This window comes from Achromobacter semiaridum (assembly GCF_053543755.1).
This window is the reverse complement of the sequence record NZ_JBLVOL010000027.1, coordinates 1-19017: the sequence shown is the minus strand read 5'-3', so window position 1 is coordinate 19017 and position 19017 is coordinate 1. Positions and strand designations below refer to the sequence as shown.

Genomic DNA, 19017 nt, shown 5'->3' with positions numbered 1-19017 from the left:
GCCCTTTTTCCTCACACGAAACACGCGGGTTTGTGGCAGGATGCGCGTGCATCCGACTTTTTGCGAGCCCGCCACGGGCTCCCGATGCCACCAACCACGGAGTGTCATTCGAATGAAGTTCAAAGCCTTGGCCCTGGGTATCCTGCTGGTCGGCGCAAACGCCGCACAGGCGGCGACGGTAAAGGAAGTGTTCAACGGCGCCATGTTGGGCGCGAACCAGCGTTATCTTGAATCGGTTGCCGGCGTGCCTCGGGAATCCTTCGGCAATGACCACGTCTTCGTGGTGCAACAGTGTCAGGTCAGGGCCACCATCGGCAACGGCAAGGTGACGGCGCTGCGCCTGGAGCTGGCCCCGGGCTGCGAGGCCGACTTGAAGAGCTTCATCGGCGAAGACGCGCCCAAGGCCGGCCAGCCCATCACCCCGGGCATGTTCGGCCGGGGCCTGCGCTACACCGCGGATTGCCTCTCGCAGTGCGGCAACGCGGCGGACCCGTCCGTCTACGCGCTGTGGACGGCGCCGCGTTCGTCGGGCGCCGTGGAAGTGCTGATGGAAATGGTGTTGGTCAGCGGCAAGGCACTGGACGCCGCCGACGCCTGGGAAGCCCAGATCAAGAAGGCGGCCGGCGAGGACTACGTGATGGACACCAAGTTCAATTGCGAAACGCGCTTTGACGACGCGGCCCAGGCCGCCTTCAAGGACGTGCCCGTCACCGCCATCACCGTGGGCTACGGTCTGCCCACGCAGCGTTGCCAATAAGTGGTCTGGTTGAATTCAGGAATGTGGCCTGACTGAACAGGCCGCCACAGCCCTACACTTTTGCTTTCCGTGCCGGCCGGCCATCGTCAAGATGCCGGCCGCATTTCTTGAAAGTGTGGAGTGCTGTCATGAATCCATCGCCGGTCAGGCTACGCGCCGCCGACTTCTTTTCCCCGACCGTTGCGGCGCTGATCTCGGTGCTGGTCAATTACGGCGGCACCTTTGTGCTGGTGTTCCAGGCGGCCGAGCTGGCCGGGCTGACACCGGCGCAGACCGCGTCGTGGGTCTGGGCGGTGTCCGTGGGCGTGGGCATCACGGGGGCAATGCTCAGCTTTCGCTACAAGGCGCCCATCATCACCGCGTGGTCCACGCCCGGCGTCGCGTTCCTGGCCACGGTGATGCCATTCACCCCGTATGGCGAACTGATCGGCGCGTATGTCATTTCAGCGCTGGGCTTCGTGGTGCTGGGCATGTCGGGCGCCTTTGAGAAGCTGGTGCGTCTGATACCGGGCGGCATCGCGGCGGGCCTGCTGGCAGGCATCCTGCTTCAATTCGGCGTCAATGCCTTTGGCGGCGCCAGCGTCGACCCGCTGCTGGTCATCGTCCTGGTGGTGTCGTACGCGCTGCTCAAGCGATTCACGTCGCGCTTTGCCGTGGTCGGCATCCTGGTCATCGGCCTGGCGATGCTGATCGCGCAGGGCCGCATTGATTTTTCAGCCGTGCACCTGAGCCTGGCCACACCGGTATTCGAAATGCCGCGGTTTTCGCTGAACGCCTTGCTGGGCGTGGCGCTGCCCCTGTTCATCATCACACTGACCGGCCAGTACATGCCGGGCATGCTGGTGCTGCGCAACGACGGCTTCAAGACCAGCGCCAACCCGATTCTGGTCACGACGGGTTTGGGCTCGTTGCTGATGGCCCCGTTTGGCGCGCACGCGTTCAACGTCGCGGCGATCACGGCGGCCATCTGCACCGGCCCGGACGCGCATCCCGACCCGCGCAAGCGCTACCTGGCCGGCCTGGCGTGTGGACTGTTCTACGTTTTGGTGGGCACCTTCGGCGTGACGCTGGCCTCGCTGTTCATGGTGCTGCCCAAGGCCTTCATCACCACGCTGGCCGGGCTGGCGCTGCTGGGCGCCATCGGCGGCAGCCTGGCCAACGCGATGGCCGACGCCCGCACCCGCGAAACCGCGCTGATCACCTTCCTGGCCACCGCCGCGAATGTCACGCTGCTGGGCGTGGGCGGCGCGTTCTGGGGGCTGGTCGCCGGGTTGACGGCGCATTTGCTGATCCACGGCGGCCATCGCACGCTGATCGGCGGTGCTGCCAGACCGTAGGGGGGACGGCGGCGGCAGCACGCGCGTCACGGGTTCGACCACCGCAATGCATGCCCCAGGCGCTACCGCCGTGGGGTGCGCGCCAATACGTGGCGCAGCCGCAGCATGGCGGCTTCGATCTCGTGTTCGGCCAAGGACGCGTAGCCCAGCAGCCACCCTTCCAGGCGATCCGCCCCCGAGTACAGGCGGCTGATGCCCGGCAGCACGATACCGGCTTCGGCCGCTTGCCGGATGGTCTGTGATTCGGACCATCCCGGTTGCAGCAGGCAAGGCACCTGCAAACCACCCGGTGGCCGGATGGCGGTGACGATGCCCGCCAGATGCCGCCCGATTGCATCCAGCATGCAGGCCCGACGCGACGCGTACAGCTTGCGCATCGCCCGCACGTGGGCGTTGTAGTGGCCATCTTCCATGAAGCGCGCCAGCGTCAGTTGCAGCACCTGCGGCGTGTGCCCGTCCATGATGCTGCGGGCGCGGGCAAAGGCGTCGACCAGCTCAGGCGGCAAAGCCATGTAGCCCATTCTCAAGCCGGGGAACAGCGTCTTGCTGAAGGTGCCCAGATACAAGGTCCGATCAAACTGGTCCACGCCCTGCACGCACGCGGTGGGCGGGCCGTCGTAATGAAATTCGCTGTCGTAATCGTCTTCGATGATCCAGCGCCGGTTCTCATGCGCCCAGCGCGTCAGCATCAGGCGCCGCTCCAGCGACAGGATGGCGCCCGTGGGGTATTGATGCGACGGCGTCACATAGACGCAGCTGGCGCCGCTGGGGTCCTGCCGCAGCAGGTCCATGCGGATGCCGTCCGCGTCCACATCAATCGGCACGACACGGGCCTGCGCGGCTTCAAACGCCTTGCGCGCGCCGAAGTAGCCCGGGTTCTCCATCAGGAGCGGGCCATCGGCATCCACCAGCAACTGCGCGCACAGGGACAGCGCCTGCCGCGTGCTGGACAAGACCAGGATCTGGTCCGCCGACACCCGGGCGCCGCGCTCCAGGTTCAGGTAGGCCGCAATCGCGCGGCGCAGCGGCTCGGCTCCTTGCGGGTCGCCATGCAGCAGCACACTGTCGCGATGCGCTTTGAGCACCTGGCGTTGCAGGCGCTGCCAGACATCGACGGGAAAGGTGCGCGTTTCGGGCAGCCCGGTGGCGAACGCCTTGACCGCTTGCTGATCGGTCACGCCGCCGCTGTCGAAGATCGTCGTGCCGCGCCGGCTGAGGCCGGGGCTTGCCTTGAGCGGCGCCGCATTGCCGCCTTGCCCGGCCCTTACCGCCTGAATCGCCCTTACTCCCTGCCCCGCCCTGACGCCACGCCGCGACCGGACGCGCGCGCCCGCTCCGCGCAGGACGGCGCCCACGGTATCGGACACATAGCTGCCCGACCCTTCGCGCCGCACGATATAGCCGTCACGATGCAGCTGCACGTAGGCGTTTTCCACGGTGTCTCGCGCCACGCCCAGCGACAAGGCCAGCCCGCGCGTGGCGGGCAGCTTCACGCCCGCGCCCAGCGCACCGTCCAGGATCAGCGCGCGTAGCGCGCGCTGGATGCGCTGGTGCAGATCCAGGCCCGCCAACTGCGCGTCGCCCATCCGCATTTTCAGCGTGTCGAGTTCGAAGGTTTTCACCATGCGGCAGGATGCAGATGCCGATGCAACTGCCGCAACTGCCGCAATTGCCGCAGCCGCCGCGGCGATTTTTCAGGGTCTTGCCGGGTCATGATCAGTCCTTGCGGTGGACCGGCCACGGCTCGCGCGAGGCGAGCCGTGGCGCGTGGACGCCGTAATTTAACGGATCAGCATCAATACCGGTAATTCACGCCCAGCATCGCGCTGAACGGCGCGCCGTAGTAGTTGCTGTAGACGTTGGTGCTGGCGTAGTACTTCTTGTCAAAGACGTTGTTCAGGTTCAAGGTTGCCGACCATTGGCGGTTGACCTGGTAGCGCGCCATCAGGTCAACCAGCGCATAGCCGCTTTGCGACGATTCAAACTGCTGGCCGCCGGGGCCACGGCTGGAATAGTCGCTGCCGCTTTCCCAACGCAGGCCGCCGCCCACGGTCAGCGCGCTCAGGTCGCCCGGCAGGCGATACGTGGTGTAAAGCTTGGCGATGTGGCGCGGCAGCCCGACCTGTGTGATGAAACCTTGCGGCAGGCGGCGGTCCACGTAGGCATACGACAACTGCACCTGCCAGCCCGGGGTCAGCTCACCGCTGAGCTCGGCTTCCACGCCGCGCATCACCGCGCCATCGGCCGCCACATAGGCGCTGTCGCCATTGGGCGCCAGCTTGTCGCCGTCCACCATGGCGTAGTTGTCCTGCCGCGTGCGGAACAACGCCACCGAACCGTTCAGCCGGCCATCCAGCCACGTCGACTTCAGGCCGACTTCATAGGTATTGCCCTTGATGGGTTCCAGCACGCCGCCCGACACATTCTGCGCCTGCTGCGGTTGAAAGATGCTGGTGTAGCTGGCGTACGCGGACAGGGTCGGTGTCAGGTCGTAAACCAGCCCGGCGTAAGGCGTGTAGACGCCCTGCTCGCGCATATTGTCGGGATACGAGGTGCCGTCGTTGTAGTTGTAGGACGCCTGCTGGTCCCACCACGTCACGCGCGATCCCAGCACCACGGACAAGGCATCCGTCGGCCGCAGGCGCAGCGCGCCGTAGACCGACGACTGCTTTTCGGTGTAATCGCGCTTGCCCGTGGTCTGCCAGTCCGGCTCCGGCATGTTGCCGGACCAGCCGCGTATGTCCGGGATCTTGGCGTCGTAGCCCGGCGCGGTCCACAGCGGGTACATGTCGTAGTCGCCATTGGTGTGCGAGGCGCTGGCGCCGATCACCACGTCGTGCTGGCGGCCGAACGCGTTGAAGGCGCCGGTCAGGCTGGCGTCCACGGCGTTCTGGGTTTTGGGAATGGGCCATTTGGCGACCCACAGGGACGCGCCTTTGCCCGTGTTCGGGTCTGCCCAACCATTGCTGCTGAACCAGCCATATGTGCGGTCGTTGTCGTCGCCCGTGTGCGACACGGTCACCGAGCCCTTCCACAGCGGCGCAAATTCGTGGTCCAGCGTGGCGAACACGTTGTAGCGGGTACGCGTCTGGCGGCTCCAGTCGGTGGCCGAGTTGAAGCTCTGGCGGAAATCCGTCTTGGTGCCGTCCGCGTAGGCCGCCGGAAAGCCGAAGTACGAGCATGCCGTGCAGTGCTTGCGCTGATATTCCCCGCCCAAGGTCAGCATGGTGCGTTCGCCAAGATCGGCTTCGATCACGCCGTACAGCAGCTGCGAATCCTGCTTGACGCGGTCGATGAACGAGCCGCCCTCTTGCCACGCGCCCACGACGCGGCCACGCAGCTTGCCGGCTTCGTCCAGCGGGCTGCCCAGGTCGAATTCCGTGCGCTTGTAGTCCCACGACCCCACGGCCGCGCCCACGCTGGCCTGGAATTCCGACGTGGGACGCTTGCGCACCAGGTTGATGGACGCCGCCGGGTTGCCCGCGCCGTTCAACAAACCCGTGGACCCGCGCACCACTTCAATGCGGTCGTACAGCGCGGTGTCCAGCCCCAGCGCATTGAAGTCCTTGTGCGTGGGCACGCCGTCCACCTGCATGTTGGTGACTTCCAGCCCACGTGCGTACAGGCCCTTTTCGTTGTCATCGGCCGAGCCCTTCTTCTTGAAGGTCAGTCCGGGCGTGTTGGCGATGGCGTCTTCCAGCGTATTCAAGCCCTGGTCCGACAAGCGTTGGCGCGTCATCACCGAGACCGACTGCGGCGTTTCGCGCAACGTCATCGGCAGCTTGGTGGCGGTGGTGGACACGCCCACGGTGTACGAGTCGGTGCCTTCGCTGGGGCCTGGTTCACGCGAGCCCAGGACCTCGACGGGCGCCAGCGTCTGCGCCGCCGCACGGCGCACCCCGTAGTTGTTGCCGCCCTGGCTGACCGCTTCCAGCCCCGTGCCCGCCAGCATCGCGGCCAACCCCGAGGCGATGCCGTATTCCCCTTGCAGGCCGGCGCTTTGCTTGCCTTGCGTCAGCGACGCGTCAAAGGACAGCACCACGCCGGCCTGGGCGGCGTAGCGGCTCAGGGACAGGCCCAGCGGTCCGGCAGGCACGTCGTAGCGACGCGTGCTGGCGGCCGTGTCGGCGGCTTGCGCCGAGGCGGGCGGGGCAAACGCCAGCGTCATCAACGCGGTGAAGACGGCGCAGGCAACAGGCGCCAAGGCACCGGGGTGGCAAGGTTTGGTCAGTAGGGAAGGCATGGGATGAAGTTTCCGTGAATCAAATCCGACGTAATCCCTGCTAAGTCGGACGAGCGCGGAAAAAGGACAATGCCCAACGAAAATAATCTCAGCCCCGGGCGCTGATCCGGGTGTAGTAGCGCGTGAAACGGGATATGCGCACGGGCAATGCGCGTTCCACGGCGGCCAGCGCGCGGTCGGTGTCGTCAATGGGAAAGGCCCCTGACACGCGCAGCTGCGCCACCGCATCGTCGCAGCGCAAGTGGCCGGGGCGGTAGCGGTCCAGCTGCGCCACGAAGTCGGCCAGACGCATGCCGTCCACGATCAGCAGTCCACCCGTCCAGGCGTCCGGCTCGCCGAAGATCTGCCCTTCATGGCGGGCGGCGGCGGCTTGCAGCACACCCTGTTCGCCGGCCTTAAGCACCAGCGCCGCGCCACCGTCGGCCGGCAGCAGTTCGACGGCATGGCGCAGCACGGCCACGCGGGTCAGGTCGTTCAGGCGCTGTACGGTAAAGCGCGTGCCCAGGGGCCGCACGGTGCCGTGGGGCGTGGTCACGCGCAGCGGGGGCAGGCCGGGCGCGGCGTGTTCGGTGTCGATCAGGATTTCGCCCGCGTGCACGGTGATGTGGCGGCCGCGCGCGTCCATGGACACGTCCACCGCGCTGGCACTGTCCAGCCACAGCAAGGTGCCGTCCGTCAGCGTCAGTTCGCGCCGCTGGCCCGTGCCCATGCGGTAGTCGGCCAGATAGCCGGCCACCATCTGGTCAACCGGCAAGACACGCCAGGCCAGCATGCCGCCCGCGCCCAGCAGCGCCACCGCGCCCAAGCCGCTGCGCAACACGGCGCGTCGGCGCGCAAAGTGGTGGTCGGCGCGGTTCAGCGTATCGGCCGCCAGCCGGGCAGGCGCCGCGCCCAGGGTGCCGCGCAGCCGTTCCACCTGGCGCCAGATGCGGGCGTGTTCAGGGTCGGCGGCCAGCCAGCGGCCATGCGCCGCCACGTCGGCCGCGCTGACTTCGTCGGCGCACAGGCGCGCGTACCATTGCGCCGCCGCGGTAATCGTCTTGTCGGCCATCGGCTTCTACTGCCTTTCCAAGGCGTACACCAGACAATGCTCGGTGGCGCGCGCCATGTACTTCTTCACCGAACTGACGGTGACGCCCAACTGCACGGCGATGTCCGCATAGCTGGCGCCTTCCACTTGCGACATCAGGAAGGCGCGTCGCACCTTGTGCCCCAGCCCGTGCAGCATGGCGTCGATCTCGCGTATGGTTTCCAGCAGGATGGCCTGAGTCTCGGGGGAAATGGCGTGCGCCTCGGGCTGCTGCGCCAGCGTTTCCAGCCAGGCGCGTTCCAGCACCTGGCGCCGGATGTGATCCACCAGCGTGCGCTGCGCCACCGTCGCCAGAAAGCTGCGCGGCTGCCGCACGCCTTGCAACTGCGCCATCGACGCCGGCGAAGCCAGCAGGCGCAGGAAGGTGTCCTGCGTCAGGTCAGCCGCTTCGGCGGGCACGTTCAGCCGCCTCAGCAACCAACCCCGCAACCATCCGTGATGGTCGCGGTAGAGCAAGCCCAGCGCTCGGTGCTCCAGAGATTCCAAGGACGACATGGCCGTGGCGACCGCTACCCCAATTTTTAAGAATGGGAATTGTAATCATTATTGATGGCGGCCGCCAAGCGGTGTGCGGGCGGCGGTAGACTGCAAGATTCGGGTGCGCCAAGCTTCCTTGTCCGCGCCCGCCACCGCCTCAGCCGCCCCCTCTATCCCCATGCCCAACGCCTTGATCATCATCGACGTGCAGCGCGCCTTGTTCGACACCACCGACACGCAGCCGGCGCCCGCCGACGCCCCAGACGTACTGGACCGTATCAACACGTTGGCCGAACGTGCCCGCCAGGCTGGCGCCCCCGTCATCTACGTGCAGCACGAGGCCCCGGGCAGCGCCTTGGCGCACGCAGAGCCCGGCTGGGAACTGGACCCGCGCCTGCGCCCCGCGCCCAACGACATGCGCGTGCGCAAGACCACGCCCGATTCCTTCCTGCGCACCACGCTGGGTCAGACGCTGTCCGACCTGGGCGTGACGGCGGTGGCGGTCTGTGGCTACGCCACGGAATTCTGCGTGGACACCACCGTACGGCGCGCGGCGGCCTTGGGCTTTGCGGTGACGATAGCCGCCGACGCGCACACCACGCACGACAAAGCGCATGCATCCGGCGCCCAGATCCGCGCGCATCACAACGCCACCCTGCCCGCCATCACCAGCTTTGGCGTGAAGATCGTTGCGCTGCCCGCTGCCGATGTCCGCTTTGAAGGTGGCGCGGCGTCTTGATGCCCGGGACCATCACAAAAAAAACAGAAACGACGCCGCCACCAGCGTAGGAATCAGCGCGCCAGCCAGCAAGCCCGGCATGCTGACCGCGCCGTTGGCGAAGCTGCCGCGCAGCAGCGCCACGCCCGCCGGGTTGGGGGCATTGGCGATGACGGTCAGCCCGCCGCCGGCCACCGCGCCGGCCACCAGCATGTATTGCGCCTGGGCGGAGATGCCGTCGATGAGCGACCCCAGGTAAGTCAACGCGGCGTTGTCGGTGATGGCCGTCAGCGCCAGGGCGCCGACGAACAGCACGTTCGGCTCCAGCCCGCTGACGATGGGTTGCAGCCACCACTGCTGCATGCCGCCCAACACCACCAGGCCCGCAAGAAAGAAGCCGACCAACAGGGCCTCTTTGATGATCAACGGGCTTTGATGCGCTTTGTACGCCTGGGTGTAGCCGATGAAGAACAGGAACAGCGCCAGGAACAGGATGGGGTGATGCGCGCTGAGCACGACGGCAGCCAGGAAGAACAGGTGCACGATGATGACCACGGGTGACATTGGCACGGCGGAATCCTTCATCGCCATCACGTCGCCCGAGCGCAGGTGCGGCCGCAGCAACACCGTCACCAGCGTGGCGTTCACCAGCACGGCCAGCGCCGCCTTCCAGCCGAAGGTGCCGAACATGAAGGCGCTATCCCAACCCCAGGTGGACGCCACCATCAACACCGGCGGCGCGGCGTACGACGTCAGCGTGCCGCCGATCGAGATGTTGACGAACAAGACGCCCAGCGCCAGGTATTTCAACCGTTCCGGCATCTCGCGATGAAACACCTGCGGCGCCAGCATCATGGCGGCAATCGTCATGGCGGCCGGCTCAGTCACCAATGAGCCGGCCAGGGGCACCAGCGCCAGGCACAGCCAGGCCTTGGCGGTTTGGTCGCGCACCGGCAACAACCGCGCCACGCGTTCGACCAGCCGCATCACCACCGTCAGCACCGGCAAGGACGCCGCGATGACCATCACCACAAAAACAAAGGCGGGCTCGGTGTAGTTGCGCGATTCGGCATACGCCAGCGCCGTTTCGCCCGACGCGGCCAACGCCATCAAGACCAGCAATATCGCCGCCCAGAATCCGAACACCACTTCGACTTCGCCCAGCAGATGCAGCAGCCCGCCATGGCGCTTGCTGCGATGCGCCAGGCGCAAGAAAAGCGGCGCCGAAAAGGTGTGCACCAAGGCAACGGCGAAAACAAGGGCGGCGATGATTTCCAGTGCGGACGCTGTCACGTGTCGGTTCCTGTACGTAAGAGGTGGTCAATCCGAAGTGAAATGCGCGGCGGCTACACCCGCGCGACCTCGACCCAAAGGCGCGTCATGACGACGTGCCTGACCAGTTCAAAAAGATGCGCCGGGGCGCTGGCCGGCACCAGCACCCGCCGTATCAAGGCCTGCAAGTCCACCCGGACGCAGGGCGTGGACGCGGCGCGGTCGCGTTGCTGAAACAGTGTACGCAGGCGCACGCGGCTTTGGCACGGCATGTCGATCTTCAGTTCGGCATCCTCGGGCGCCAGCACCGCGTCATGCAGCGCCTCCAGCGTCGTGCAGACATACACGGATTCCGGCTGCGTGGATTCGCCTTCGATCCGCCTGCGCCATTCCTGCGTGCCCACCAGCGCGGACGTCGCCCCTTGCGCGGGCAGGTCAAAACGCAGATGGCTGAATTCAAGCAGTTCAATGAACTCCACAAAGGGAAGTTCGCGCACCACGGTCAAGTCACCGCACCGCGCGTCGCCCTGCGCGGACCACTCCGATTGCTTCATGACACGCTCCCATCAAGGGAAAAGGGGGCCAGCCCGCAGCCCCCTTTTCAGTGCAACACCCGTACGCGATCAGGCGCCGGCCTGCGCCCGTTCAAGCTCGCGGACACGCTTGCGATTACGCACTGTGGAGAACACCAGCCAGGCGGCCAGCGCCAGGATGGCGTAGACGAAGCCGGCGCTGATCGGGCGATCGACGAACACGCTCATGCTGCCGCGCGACAGCAGCAGCGCACGCCGGAAGTTCTCTTCGACCATCGGCCCCAACACGAAACCCAGCAGCAGCGGCGCGGGCGAAAAACGCAACTTCAGGAACAGGTAACCCACCAGGCCCAGCACCAGCACCATGCCCACATCGAACAGGTTGTTGTTGGTGCTGTAGACGCCGACACACACGAAGAACAGCGCGGACGGGAACAGGTACTTGTACGGCACCTTCAGCAGCCGTGCCCACATGCCGATCAGCGGCAGGTTCATCACCACCAGCATGACGTTGCCGATCCAGAAGCTGGCGATCAGCCCCCAGAACAGGTCGGCGTGTTCGGTCACCATCTGCGGACCCGGCTGAATGCCGTGGATGATCAGCGCGCCCAGCATCAGGGCCATCACCGAGTCGCCGGGAATACCCAGGCTCATGGTGGGGATGAAGCTGGTTTGCGCCGCCGAGTTATTGGCCGATTCCGGACCCGCCACGCCTTCGATGGCGCCGTTGCCGAAGCGCTTGGGCGTTTTGGACACGCGCTTTTCCACCGCATAGGACATGAACGACGCAATGGTCGCGCCCGTGCCCGGCAAGATGCCCAGGATCGCGCCTATGGCGCTGCCGCGCACAATCGGCATGGCCGACTTCTTGATGTCGCCGGGCTCGGGCCGCACCGACATCTTGGGGCCCGCGCCCACCGTCGTGGCCTTGCCGATGCGGTTGACGTTGGCGAAGAAGTCCGCCAGGCCGAACAAGCCCATGGCCAGCGCCACCAAGGGCACGCCGTCGCTCAGTTCAATGACACCGAAGGCGTAACGGATGGTGCCCGTGTTGACGTCGGTGCCCACCACGCCCAGCAGCAAGCCCAGGAACACCATGGCGATGCCCTTGATGGCCGAGCCCTTGGCCAGCGTGGCGCCGGCGAACAGGCCCAGCATCATCATCGAAAAATATTCCGCCGGGCCAAACTGGAAGGCCACTTCCACCAGCATCGGCGAAAACAGAATCATGATGATGATGCCCACGCTGGCGCCCACGAACGACGACATGACCAGCATGAACAGCGCCGACCCCGACTTGCCCTGGCGGGCCAGCGGGTTGCCGTCCAGGCAGGTCACCGCGTGTGACGGCGTGCCCGGCAGGTTCAGCAAAATGCAGGTGATGCCGCCGCCATACTGCGCGCCATAGTAGATGCCGGCCAGCATCATCAGCGCGGCAACCGGCGTCATCGCGTAGGTCAGCGGCAGCAGGATCGAAATGGCGGCCAGCACGCCCATGCCCGGCAGCACGCCGATCATGTTGCCCATGAACACGCCGAACAGCGACCACAGCAGGTTCTCCCACTGCAACGCCACGGAAAAACCATGCAATACGTTGTCGAACAGATCCATTTCCTACCCCCAGCGCAGCATCGGAAACTGCAATTGCAGCGCCCAGGAAAACACCACCGCGCCGAACACCGTCATCGCAATGGCGAGAATGGCGGCGGACTTGACGGAGTTGGACGTATCGCCCAGCGCCGAGACGAACACCAGCGCGAACGTGGCGGGCAGGAATCCCAGGAAACTGCCCAGAATGATGAAGAGCGCGATGCCGGCGGCAATGCACGCCATGCCACGCACGCGATCCCGGCGCGTAGGCTGGGGCAGCTGTTCTTCGATCATTTCTTCCTGCACTTCATCGGGGTCCGGGCTTAACGGAACCAGGATGCCCAGCGCGACCAGAAAGCAACCGATCATCAGCGGAAAATAGCCCGGGCCCATCCGCGCCAGTTCTCCGATGTTGTAGGACGATGCTTCAAGAATAGTGAGCGCGCCGCACAGGGCGATGAACGCCCCGCCCCACAGATCGCGCTTTCTGGAAAATATGGTGCTGCCCACGGCTTGCTCCCCTGATTGTTGTCGACATGCTTCGGCGCGCGTGATGTCGCAAGCCGAAGGAGGGGGCACTTTAAGGACGACGCCTTGCAATCCGCTTTCACGGTTTTGCGCGTGACATCCGGGAAAACCAGCAGGAAGAAAGACGCCTGTTCACGCCGCTGAACAACGGTGAACATCGCGGTACAGGCGATGTTCACAAAAGTGAACATCGCGGCGAACGTTCCCCGCTGAAAGCGGGCTGGCATGGATTTTTCCCGCGCGCCGCGCGCTTGCCATTTCTTGCAAATGCGAGCCCCGATTCCACCCAGGCATAATCCTCGTTTTCGTGGTTTCGACCGCCTCGCCATGCTGCCCCCATGCACCGCTTTCCCCGCCTGCCCCTGACCGCCCGCATTCCGCTTGCAGTCTCGCTGCTGTTTCTTGCGATATCCGCCGCGCTGATTTCGCTGGCGCTGCATGGCGTGTCGCGCCAGTTCGACCGGCAGGTCGCCAATTTGGGCCAGGTGTATCTGGATGGTCTGTCCGCCGCGATCCTGCCGGCAGTGCGCACCGACGACCGTGCACAGATGGTCGATGTGCTGAACCGCGCGCTGGATACGCATCTGGGCGTGGTCGACCGCACACTGGCCGTCGTCGCAGGGGACCACCGCCTGCTGGCGCACGTGGCGCGCTACCCCGAGGTTGAGCCGATTCCGCTGGCATCGTTGGCGGACACCGCCGGCACGCTGATCAGCGCACGATCGGAAGGTGTGTGGACGTGGCGCTTGCTGGACGACGCGCGGCCCGCGCTGGGGACCTTGGTGGCCAACCTGGACGTCAGCGACTTTCACCGGCAACGCCAGGAACTGGCCTGGGAGCTGGGCCTGGTGGGGCTGGCGATCAGCCTGGGCGGCGCGGTGCTGTGCTTCGGCATGGCGCGCCGGCTTCAGCGCCCGATCATTTCGCTGACCGAGGCCCTGCGCGCCGGTCCGGACGATCGCTTGCGCCCCATGCGGGTGGACACCACAGACCCCGAACTCCAGGAACTGCTGTCCGCCTACAACTGGATGGTTGAAAGCGCGCAACAACGTGAAGCACTGACCGAACGCAATGCGCGCATCGAGCGCGAAGCGGTGTTGGGCCGGATGTCGGCCGCGCTGGCCCACGAAGTGCGCAACCCCTTGGGCGGGCTGCGCACCGCCGTGCAGACGCTACGGCAATTTGGCGACCGGGACGACGTGCGCGACGAGTCCCTGGGTTTTATCGAACGCGGCGTACAAGCGCTGCAAGCGGTGGTGGACGCCAGCCTGCGCACCTTCCGCCCCGGCACCGCCCTGCTGCGCGAAGAAGATATCGCGGACATCCGGCTGATGGTGGGCGCACAGGCCAACCGCGCGGGCGTGCGTGTGGAACTGCATTGCGAAGGCATGCAGGATCGCCGCCTGACGCTGCCCGCGGGCGCCGTGCGGCAGGTGTTGCTGAACCTGGTACTGAACGCCATCCAGGCCTCGCCGCGTGGCGAACTGGTCCAGGTGTTTGCGCGGGCGAGCCGCCACGCGCTGACCCTGCACGTGGCCGACCGGGGCAACGGCCTGCCGCCGGCAGCCAGCCGCGCGCTGAAGGGCGCGCCCCCCGATGGCGACGGCATGGGCCTGGGCATCGTGGCCGACCTGACAACAACCATGCATGGCCGTTTGCGCGCAACCCGCATGGCAACCGGCACGCGCATTTCCGTGCGCCTGCCCTACGGTCCACAGGAAGATACGGCGTGAGCGACATCCAGGTTTTGCTGATCGAAGACGATGAACTGCTGGGCGGCGCGCTGCTTCAGCGCCTGCGGCTGGAAGGCATCGCCACGCAATGGCTGCAAAGCTGCGCCCAGGCGGTCGAAGTGTTTCGCCGGACCCGCATGCGGCCGGCATTCCTGTTGGCCGACATCCGACTGCCCGACGGCTCCGGCGAAGATCTTTATCGGCGCTTGATCCCGCATCTGTCCAACACCACCGTGGTGTTCGCCACCGCCTATGGCGACATTGCCCAGGCCGTGCGCCTGGTGTCGGCGGGCGCGAACGATTACCTGACCAAGCCGTATGACACCGATGCGCTGGTGGCCCGCATCCGATCGGTCATCGCCGCGCAGCCGGCCGGCCAGCAAGACGAAGTCTTGGAAAACCCCTACGCGCTGCACGATGAAACCTACCCCTTGGCGCAAGAGCTTGAACGGCTGGCCGCCAGCGCCCTGCCCGTGTTGCTGGAAGGCGAAACGGGCTCGGGTAAAGACCGCGCCGCCCGCTATGTGCATGCGCGCTCGGCCTATGCGGCCGGCCCCTTCGTTGCCGTCAATTGCGCCACCTTGGCGTCGGACTTGATTGAAAGCCTGTTGTTCGGCCACGTGAAAGGGGCCTTCAGCGGCGCCGGGGCCGCGCGCGACGGGCTGTTTTCCCAGGCGCAGGGCGGCACGCTGTATCTGGACGAAGTGGCCGAGCTGACACCCCGGGCACAAGCCGCGCTGCTGGGCGTGTTGGAAAACGGCCAGTATCGTCCGCTGGGCGACAGCACCGCGCGCCACACGCATTGCCGCATTCTGGCCAGCACCTGCACCGACCTGCCGGCCGCAATGGCGCAGGGCACGTTTCGCGCGGATCTTTTTTATCGGCTGGCGGTGGCCCGGGTCGCGGCGCCGCCGCTGCGCGAGCGGCCCGGCGCGTTGCCCGGCCTGGCACAGACGTTGTTGGCCGCCCAATCGGGCACGGGTGCGACCCTGTCGCCCGATGCCATCCAGGCGCTGCACGACCACCCCTGGCCGGGCAACGTGCGGGAACTAAAAAACCGTATCGCGCGCGCGGTCGTGATGGCGGACGGGGCACAGGTCCATGCCGAAGACCTCTTTCCGGAAAGCAAGCTGGCCGATAAGCAGGACCTGGCCACCACGCGGCTGGACGCCGAACAGCGCGCCATCCAGCAAGCCATTTCAGAATCCGGCGGCCATATGGGCTTGGCGGCAAAGCGCCTGGGCATCTCGCGCACCACGCTATGGAAAAAGCTGCGCGCGGCGCGGGATGCCGTGTAAAGGCGCGCGGGCCGACAGTCCCGTCGGCAACACTTTGCGCGCAGGGGTAGCCCGGTACGCTACACGCGCGGCGTGCCCGGCTCCCGCGATTCCCCCATTGCCTCTGCCTTCTCTCGCCCTTCCTCCAGCCCTTCCTCTCGCGCCTCAAGTTCGTTGCCCAGGACTTCGGCCGAATCGTCCTGACTGGTTTCCGGCTTGAAGCGACGGCGGGTGTGCCCGGCCGCGCGCGCGTCCTGGCCGTCGTCCGGACGCTCGGGTTGCAGCGTGACGTTGGCCGATGGCGCATAGCCGCGCTTGTCCTGCCCGAAGTACACCACCGTGTGCGGGTACGGCAGCTCGATACCGGCCGCGTCGAAGTGCTTTTTCAACAAGCGGTTATAGCCGCGCTGCACGGCCCACTGCATGCCCGGCGTGGTCTTGATCAGGATGCGGATGGTGACGCCCTTGTCGTTGACGGCGGTAACGCCGGCCACCGTCATTTCCTCCAGGATCTCGGGGCCCAGCACCGAGTCGGTCATCAATTCGGCAAACGCGGCGCGCAAATGTTCAATGGCGTCGTCCACGCTTTCACGATGCGCGATGGTGTATTCACCTAAGTGATAAGAGAAGTCACGCATGTGGTTGGCGACCACATCCACCGACGAGAACGGCACCAGGTGATAGCCGCCGTCCAGCGTGCGGATGCCGACGGAACGGATCGTCATCTTCTCCACGGTGCCGAACACGCCGGCGACCTGCACCACGTCGTTTTCGTTCATGCCATTTTCAAGCTGGATGAACACGCCGGTGATGATGTCCTGCACCAGCTTCTGCGCGCCGAAGCCGATGGCCAGGCCCACCACGCCGGCGCCTGCTATCAGCGGGCCCACGTCGATGCCGATCTGCGACAACAGCACCATCAGCGTCATGGTCACGATGACGATCAACGCGGCATTGCGGAACAGCGACAGCAACGTGCGTTCGCGCGCGCTGGGCATGCCGCGCCCTTCGTTTTGGCTCAGGCGGTGTTCGATGATGCTGGCAATGACCGTCCAGGCCAGCGCCGCGATCAGCAGCACGATGACCACGTTGACCACCATCTTGATGGCCGCCCCGCCCGCGTCCGACGCCAGCCAGCGCGACAGGTCGAACGCGTGCCACGCGTCCAGCACCAGCAACACGATAACGATGCGAATGATCCAGCCCACGCCTTTCAGCATGGCGGGCACGTAGGCGTTCACGCGCGCTTCCAGCATGGGCAGCCGCCGACGCAGGTCGTCGGACAGGCGGATGGGTTTGGCCATCACCGTGTTCAGCAACAGGATCAGCAGGCTGCCCACGCCGATGACCAGCAAGGTCTGCGCGGTGGCGCGCGCCATGAAGGGCAGCGCGTTGGTCGGGTCGATCTGGCTGACGATGAGCAGTACGGTGAAGTAGCCGATGCCCAGCACGTGCCAGATGCGCGACAGGAAGTGCAGCCGCGACCCCATGAACGTGGCCGCGTTGGCGGCATGATGGTTCATGCGATCACGCACCGAATGGCGGTTCTGCCAGATGATGCGCACCGCGTACACGTACACCACCAGCATGATGACCATGCTGGCCAGGCGACCCAGGGCAGGCGACAGCGCGGCCGAGATCACCGGGTCCACCAGCAGCGTGCCATAGCCCGCCGCCGCGACAACGCGCACCAGCCACGCGTTCCAGTACCGGGCCAGTTCGTCGGACATGGGCAACAGGCGCAGGTGCGGATGCCGCACCGCGAACACCGTGCGGATCAGTACCTTGACGATTTCCACCGCCACGAAGGCGCGCAGGAATACGGCCGCCAGGGTGTCCAGCGTGCCGCGCTCGGGCGTGCCCCACAGGGCCGCCGCCCCACCCGCCATCGCGGCCAGCAGCACAACGCCGGCATCGATGGCAACCGCGCCCACGATGGCGCCCAGGCGCCGGTACAAGGCCCGCATCGAGGCAGGCGCGCGGCGCGGCGTGCCGGGGCCGTGAACGGTCGCCGCCTCGGAAGGGCTGGCATGTTCAGCCACCCAACGGTCGATGCGCGTGTAGATGCGCATGGCGATCATCCGCAGCAGCAGATAGGCAATGATCGTCGCCAAGCCGGCCAGCAGCAACGGCAGCAGCGCATTGCCGGCGGTGGCGCCGTCCATCCGCAGGCTGCGCCCCGAGGCCAGCGCGCGCATATCGTCCACGCCCTGTCCCATGTCGCCGGCAACGCCGGTCAGGAACTGTTGCACGCCGTCTGCCATGCGTTCTTGTAAACCAGGCCCGGTCGCCGCCTTGGTGGAAGCGGCCGTGCCCGGGGCGGCGGATGCTGCGGGCGGCTTTCCCGCCGCCTGCGCCCGTAACGCATCGACCAGCGCCTTGCGTGCCTCGGGATTGTCCAGCAGGTCGGCCAACGCATCGGGCGTCAGCGCGGATGCCGATGCGGCGGGCGGCTGCGACTGAGCTTGCAGCGGCGACGCCGCGAACGCCTGGGCCGGCCAGTTCAACAACACGCAACTCAGCATCACCACCAGCAGCCACACCGCCTGCCATGGCCTCGCGCGTCGGTGCCGCCAAAGGCGGGCGGAATCTTCGCGGGGCGGATAAGAAAGGGATGCTGTCGTTGCGAATCGAACCACTAATAAAACTCCTCTACGATCAAGGCCAGGAACGCGGCGCGCGATCGCAGGGACAACGCCGCCATGGGCTAAATGATAAAGCCCAGCCGCTTCATCAGATATTTAGGCGATTCTTCATACCCGTGGCGGTAGTAGAAGCGGTGCGCATCCACGCGGCGTTCATGGCAATGCACTTCGATGCGGTCGCAGCCGCGCGCGCGGGCTTCTGCTTCGGCCGCCGCTTCGAGTTGACGGCCGACGCCCGCGCTGCGGGCCTGGTCGTCAACGCAGAAATACGCGATGCGGCAGAAGTCGCCGGGCAGGGCCAGCTGGATCATGAAATGCAGGTTGATAAAGCCCAGCAATTGTCCGGCATCGTCGTGAGCCACCCGCAACAGGGCATCGGGATGCGCCGATAGCAGGGCGATTTTTTCCGCCATGAAGGCGGTGGTGCCGGGATAGCCCAGTTGCGCCAGCAAGGTGGCGATGGCGGGGCCGTCCTGGACGGTGGCGGGGCGTAGGTGCATGTCGGTTTCCGGGCGGCGTGTGCAAGGCTTCGCGGAAATTTATGACGGCATCGTGTCCGCCTCATGACAAGCGCGCGGCCCCGCGCCCCCGGCACCTTCAATCAGGGCGTGACCTGATAGCCGCGCTGCTGCTTGCAACTGGTGTACGCGGACGACGCCGCACTGTTGGTCTTGGCTTGCTCGCGCCGATCCTGCCGCTGGCGCGACCCGCCCACGACGGCGCCGGCCACCGCCGCGTCCTTGGCCTGGTTCTGTCGGTATTCCTGCTTGACGTCGTCGTCTACGCGGTCATAGGCCTCTTCGTGCTGCCGGCCGCG

14 protein-coding genes and 2 pseudogenes are annotated in these 19017 nt (G+C 66.2%); 5 read left to right on the top strand and 11 right to left on the bottom strand.

The genetic code is table 11. The features are described from left to right. Window positions 1-112 precede the first annotated feature (112 nt). Together ACNPP0_RS08780 and ACNPP0_RS08775 are read left to right on the top strand one after the other, a co-directional pair. Window positions 113-757, top strand: a complete 645-nt coding sequence (locus tag ACNPP0_RS08780; protein ID WP_448705646.1) for a hypothetical protein — start codon at window positions 113-115, stop codon at window positions 755-757. 128 nt (window positions 758-885) lie between these two features. Continuing rightward, a complete protein-coding gene (locus ACNPP0_RS08775; protein WP_448705645.1) occupies window positions 886-2094 on the top strand; it encodes a benzoate/H(+) symporter BenE family transporter in 1209 nt (402 codons plus the stop codon). 62 nt (window positions 2095-2156) lie between these two features. Here the strand turns inward: ACNPP0_RS08775 and pdxR are convergent, their stop codons facing one another. From pdxR to ACNPP0_RS08755, 4 genes and pseudogenes are all read right to left on the bottom strand, one after another. Next, window positions 2157-3719 (bottom strand): MocR-like pyridoxine biosynthesis transcription factor PdxR, encoded by a 1563-nt coding sequence (gene pdxR, locus ACNPP0_RS08770; protein ID WP_448705644.1) that lies wholly within the window; start codon window positions 3717-3719, stop codon window positions 2157-2159. A 170-nt stretch (window positions 3720-3889) separates the two neighbouring features. Next, the gene (locus ACNPP0_RS08765; RefSeq protein WP_448705643.1) at window positions 3890-6337 is read right to left on the bottom strand and encodes a TonB-dependent siderophore receptor; all 2448 of its coding nucleotides are present in this window, start codon (window positions 6335-6337) and stop codon (window positions 3890-3892) included. Between the two features lie 445 nt (window positions 6338-6782). After that, window positions 6783-7388 (bottom strand): annotated as a pseudogene (locus ACNPP0_RS08760) (FecR family protein); the annotation flags it as partial. 6 nt (window positions 7389-7394) lie between these two features. After that, complete coding sequence (locus ACNPP0_RS08755) at window positions 7395-7922, bottom strand: sigma-70 family RNA polymerase sigma factor (protein ID WP_448705642.1); 528 nt, start codon at window positions 7920-7922, stop codon at window positions 7395-7397. A gap of 160 nt (window positions 7923-8082) precedes the next feature. Here ACNPP0_RS08755 and ACNPP0_RS08750 point away from each other — a divergent pair, with 160 nt between their 5' ends. Further along, on the top strand, window positions 8083-8643 hold the full coding sequence (locus tag ACNPP0_RS08750) for a cysteine hydrolase family protein (protein ID WP_448705641.1): 561 nt from the start codon (window positions 8083-8085) through the stop codon (window positions 8641-8643). A gap of 12 nt (window positions 8644-8655) precedes the next feature. Here ACNPP0_RS08750 and ACNPP0_RS08745 read toward each other — a convergent pair whose 3' ends face one another. The 4 genes from ACNPP0_RS08745 to ACNPP0_RS08730 all read right to left on the bottom strand — a co-directional run bounded on the left by ACNPP0_RS08745 (window position 8656) and on the right by ACNPP0_RS08730 (window position 12527). Next, entirely contained in the window at window positions 8656-9915 is a 1260-nt protein-coding gene (locus tag ACNPP0_RS08745) for a putative Na+/H+ antiporter (RefSeq protein ID WP_448705640.1), read from the bottom strand. A gap of 53 nt (window positions 9916-9968) precedes the next feature. After that, the gene (locus tag ACNPP0_RS08740) at window positions 9969-10448 is read right to left on the bottom strand and encodes a hypothetical protein (RefSeq protein ID WP_332611123.1); all 480 of its coding nucleotides are present in this window, start codon (window positions 10446-10448) and stop codon (window positions 9969-9971) included. Window positions 10449-10517: 69 nt separating this feature from the next. Further along, window positions 10518-12038: a tripartite tricarboxylate transporter permease gene (locus ACNPP0_RS08735; protein ID WP_332611121.1), complete on the bottom strand. Its 1521-nt coding sequence runs from the start codon at window positions 12036-12038 to the stop codon at window positions 10518-10520. Window positions 12039-12041: 3 nt separating this feature from the next. After that, on the bottom strand, window positions 12042-12527 hold the full coding sequence (locus tag ACNPP0_RS08730) for a tripartite tricarboxylate transporter TctB family protein (protein ID WP_332611119.1): 486 nt from the start codon (window positions 12525-12527) through the stop codon (window positions 12042-12044). 356 nt (window positions 12528-12883) lie between these two features. Here ACNPP0_RS08730 and ACNPP0_RS08725 point away from each other — a divergent pair, with 356 nt between their 5' ends. Both ACNPP0_RS08725 and ACNPP0_RS08720 read left to right on the top strand, forming a co-directional pair. Next, complete coding sequence (locus ACNPP0_RS08725) at window positions 12884-14278, top strand: sensor histidine kinase (protein ID WP_448705639.1); 1395 nt, start codon at window positions 12884-12886, stop codon at window positions 14276-14278. After that, a complete protein-coding gene (locus ACNPP0_RS08720) occupies window positions 14275-15576 on the top strand; it encodes a sigma-54-dependent transcriptional regulator (protein WP_448705638.1) in 1302 nt (433 codons plus the stop codon). The genes ACNPP0_RS08725 and ACNPP0_RS08720 overlap by 4 nt, the downstream gene beginning before the upstream one ends. 59 nt (window positions 15577-15635) lie before the next feature. On the opposite strand, the gene ACNPP0_RS08715 is transcribed toward ACNPP0_RS08720, so the two are convergent. The 3 genes and pseudogenes from ACNPP0_RS08715 to ACNPP0_RS08705 all read right to left on the bottom strand — a co-directional run. Beyond that, window positions 15636-18080 (bottom strand): mechanosensitive ion channel domain-containing protein, encoded by a 2445-nt coding sequence (locus tag ACNPP0_RS08715; protein ID WP_448705653.1) that lies wholly within the window; start codon window positions 18078-18080, stop codon window positions 15636-15638. Window positions 18081-18262: 182 nt separating this feature from the next. Continuing rightward, window positions 18263-18700: a GNAT family N-acetyltransferase gene (locus ACNPP0_RS08710; RefSeq protein ID WP_448705637.1), complete on the bottom strand. Its 438-nt coding sequence runs from the start codon at window positions 18698-18700 to the stop codon at window positions 18263-18265. Between the two features lie 101 nt (window positions 18701-18801). Next, window positions 18802-19017, bottom strand: a pseudogene (locus ACNPP0_RS08705) (hypothetical protein); the annotation flags it as partial.